Annotated in this window: 3 protein-coding genes; 2 read left to right on the top strand and 1 reads right to left on the bottom strand. The window is 59.9% G+C overall.

Annotated features, from left to right (window positions below; translation table 11 throughout):
• Positions 1–2,235 (top strand): FdhF/YdeP family oxidoreductase (locus DOU50_RS00935; RefSeq protein ID WP_148768539.1); only part of this gene is annotated, 2,235 nt, incomplete at its 5' end.
• Between the two features lie 22 nt (positions 2,236–2,257).
• A complete protein-coding gene (locus tag DOU50_RS00930) occupies positions 2,258–3,154 on the top strand; it encodes a LysR family transcriptional regulator (RefSeq protein WP_148768538.1) in 897 nt (298 codons plus the stop codon).
• On the opposite strand, the gene DOU50_RS00925 is transcribed toward DOU50_RS00930, so the two are convergent.
• Positions 3,133–3,776: phosphate/phosphite/phosphonate ABC transporter substrate-binding protein (locus DOU50_RS00925; RefSeq protein WP_148768537.1), on the bottom strand; the 644-nt coding region annotated here is incomplete at its 5' end. The genes DOU50_RS00930 and DOU50_RS00925 overlap by 22 nt on opposite strands.

Raw genomic sequence — 3,776 nt, 5'->3', positions numbered from 1 at the left:
GGCGGCTGGGGGGCACTAAAAGCGACGGCCATCGCGGTACGTACCCAAATGGATACCCTTGACGCTCCCGCGACGCTGCTGCGTACCAACCAGCCTGACGGCTTCGACTGCCCGGGCTGCGCGTGGCCTGATAAAGAACACAAATCGACGTTCCAGTTCTGCGAGAACGGCGCCAAAGCGGTGACCTGGGAAGCGACCAGCAAACGCGTCACCCCCGCGTTTCTGGCTGAAAACAGCGTCTCCTCGCTGCTGGCAAAATCGGACTTTGAGCTGGAAGGCTACGGTCGACTGACGCACCCACTGCGCTATGATCGGGCGAGCGACACCTTCCGCCCCGTCGACTGGGACGTGGCGTTTCAACGCATCGGCGAAGTATTGCGCGGGCTCGAGCCGGATCAGGTCGAGTTCTATACCTCAGGACGCGCCTCTAACGAAGCGGCGTATCTGTTCCAGCTGTTTGCTCGCGAATACGGCACCAACAACTTCCCCGACTGCTCGAATATGTGTCACGAGGCCACCAGCGTCGGTTTACCGCGTTCAATTGGCATCGGAAAAGGCACCGTTTCGCTGGACGACTTCGATAAGACCGAGCTGGTGATCGCCATCGGCCACAACCCCGGCACCAACCATCCGCGAATGATGGGGACCCTCCACGAGCTGGCCCGCCGGAACGTGCCGATTATCGTCTTTAACCCGCTGCGCGAACGTGCCCTGGAACGTTTCGCCGACCCGCAAAGCGTGATTGAAATGGCAACCTACAGCTCCACGGATATCGCTTCGACCTATTTCCAGGTGAAGGCCGGGGGCGATGCCGCCGCGCTGAAAGGCATTGCCAAACACCTGTTGGAAATGGAGGCCGAACGCGGTGACGTGCTGGACCACGCATTTATTGCCGAACACACCCAGGGCATTGAGGACTTTGCCGACGATATCGCACAAACCCGCTGGGACGAGATCGAGCGCGAGTCGGGCCTGAGCCAGGCGGCGCTCAAACAGGTGGCTGAGGCCTATGCGAAATCGAATGCCACCATCATTACCTACGGGATGGGCATTACCCAGCACAATAAAGGGACGGCTAACGTCCGCCTGATCGCTGACGTGCTGCTGCTGCGCGGGAATATCGGCAAGCCCGGCGCGGGAATATGCCCACTGCGCGGCCACTCAAACGTGCAGGGGAACCGTACCGTCGGGATTAGCGAGAAACCCACGCCAGCCTTCCTGAACAGTCTGAAGGATGTGTTCGGCTTTGAGCCACCGTCTCACCACGGCCATGACGCGGTGCAGGCCACGCAGGCGATGATCGACGGCCGCGCAAAAGCGCTCATTTGCCTCGGCGGTAATTTTGCCGTCGCGATGCCCGATCACGAGCGGGGTTTTCCGGCGATGGGTAACCTGGATTTGAGCGTACACGTCGGCACCAAGCTCAACCGTACCCATCTGCTGGTGGGCAAAGAGACCTTTATTTTCCCGTGTCTTGGCCGTACCGAACTGGATATTCAGGCGACCGGCCGCCAGTCCATTACCGTCGAAGACTCCATGTCGATGGTGCATGCTTCATCCGGCAAGCTGAAGCCTGCATCGCCGTTGCTTCGGTCAGAACCCACTATCGTCGCGGGCATGGCGAAAGCCACCCTGCCGGATACCCGCGTGGACTGGATGACGCTGGTTGAGGATTACGACCGGATCCGCGAACTGATCGAGCAGACCATTCCGGGGTTTGAGAACTATAACGCGCGGATCCGCGTTCCCGGTGGTTTCCGTATGCCGCTGCCACCGACGCAACGTATCTGGCCAACGGCGACAGGAAAAGCGATGTTCTCGGTGTTCGACGGGGTTCACGAGAACGCCAGCGGTGAAGGTGAGCATGTTCTGCGTCTGATCACTCTGCGCAGCCACGACCAGTACAACACCACCATTTACGCCCTGGACGACCGCTACCGTGGCGTATTTGGCCGTCGCGACGTGCTGTTTATGAACGAAGACGATATGGCGCAGTCAGGGCTGGAACACGGCGACCGCGTGGATATCGAAACCGCCCTGCCCGGCAGCGTTCAACGTCTGAACGACATTACCGTGGTGGCGTACAACATCGCACCGGGGACCGTCGGGGCCTATTATCCGGAAGCCAACGTGCTGGTACCGCTTGATTATCTGGATAAGGACAGCGGTACGCCGTCGTATAAATCCGTTCCGGTTCGCATCACCCTGCGCTCAAAAGAGATCCGCATGCTGTAAGGCTGTTGGCGCAGAGAAAAAGATGGATATTAAACAGTTAAAATATTTAATCGCCCTCGACGAGACCCGCCATTTTGGCAAGGCGGCCTCACAGTGCAACATCACCCAGCCGACCCTCTCCATGCGCATCCGCAGCCTGGAGGAGGAGCTCGGGCTGGTATTGATTGTGCGCGGGCAGCGCTTTGAAGGGTTTACGCCGGAGGGTGAGCGCATCCTCGCGTGGGCCCGCTCGCTGCTGGCCGCGCATGACGGGCTACAGGCGGAAGCCGCGCTGTGCAAAGGCCAGGTGGTGGGCGAACTCCGTCTGGGGATGGTGCCGCTGGCGAGCGTGGATCCGATGATCTTTATTCGCCATCTGACGCAAAAATACCCGGAGCTGACCTACAGCCTTTATTCTATGTCTTCAGCGCAGATTGCCGACGGCGTCAGCCGCAATCAGCTTGAGCTGGGGATTTGCTACCTCAACAGCATCGACACCAGCCTGTTTGAGATTATCCAGCTTCCCAAAACGAAGATGGGCCTGCTGCACGACGTCCGTCATTTCCAGCTCGGCCAGGAGAGATTGGCCTGGCGCGATCTGACGGATTTTCCGCTGGGGTTCCTGACCAAAGGGATGCACTACCGGGCGCATATGGAGGCCAGCTTTAAGTCTGTCGGCATTGAACCGACGGCCGTTTTCGAGAGCGACTCGACGTTCCAGATCATTCAGGCGGTTCAGAGCGGCGTATGCTGCGCCGTCATGCCGCTGAACAACGGGCTGGAAGCACTGAACAGCCATTTCAGGATTGTCCCCATCGCTGACGCGAACATTGAGGCCCCTGTCGGCCTGATTATGCGCAGACAAAAGCCTATCTCCTCGCTGGCGCTGCGCTGTTTTACCGACGCGCAGGAGATTTTTCACGCGGACAATGAGGCGTAGGCCTCGCGCGTCACCACGCTAAAACCGCCGATCAGCACCGCGTCACAAATCGCCCGATGTTCCGGTGAACTGACCAGCGCATGGAGCGCATCGCGAATGGCGTTAAGCGTTTCAGGTGAGGTGTTATACGAGGTGATTAGCGGCAGTCCCGGCGTCAGCGGGGTATGGTCAATGATCGCCAGCCCCGCAAGCCGTTCCGGCTCATGGCGCTGCAGCAGTGCCCAGGTTACGCAGTCGATGGCCGCGATATCCCCTGCCCCGCGTTTCACATCAATCAGCGACTGGCGATGGCTGCCGCTAAAGGACGTTTGCGCGAAAAATGGACCGCCACTCAACAGGGGAGCCACTTTTTTTCGCAGCGCATTGTAGCCAGACTGGGAATCCGCAGAGTTACAGACCGCCCGTCGCCCGCGAAACTCCGCCAGCGTCAGGTGCCGATCCTCCTCGCGCACCGCCAGAAAGCTGCGGTACTGGATCCCTTCGCAGCCCGGTGCCGTGTAGTGAAAACAGCCGACCACCTGCACGTCCGGGAGCTGCGTGACCAGCGGGTAACCGCAGGTCTGGCTAAGGATAAGCCCGGGCTGTTGCCAGTGCGTGAGCAGATCGGACTCCGGCCCGTCGG

Origin of the sequence: Enterobacter sp. C6 (assembly GCF_008122455.1) — a bacterium.
Taxonomy (GTDB): Bacteria; Pseudomonadota; Gammaproteobacteria; order Enterobacterales; family Enterobacteriaceae; genus Enterobacter; species Enterobacter pseudoroggenkampii.
This window is presented reverse-complemented; position numbering and strand designations above follow the sequence as displayed.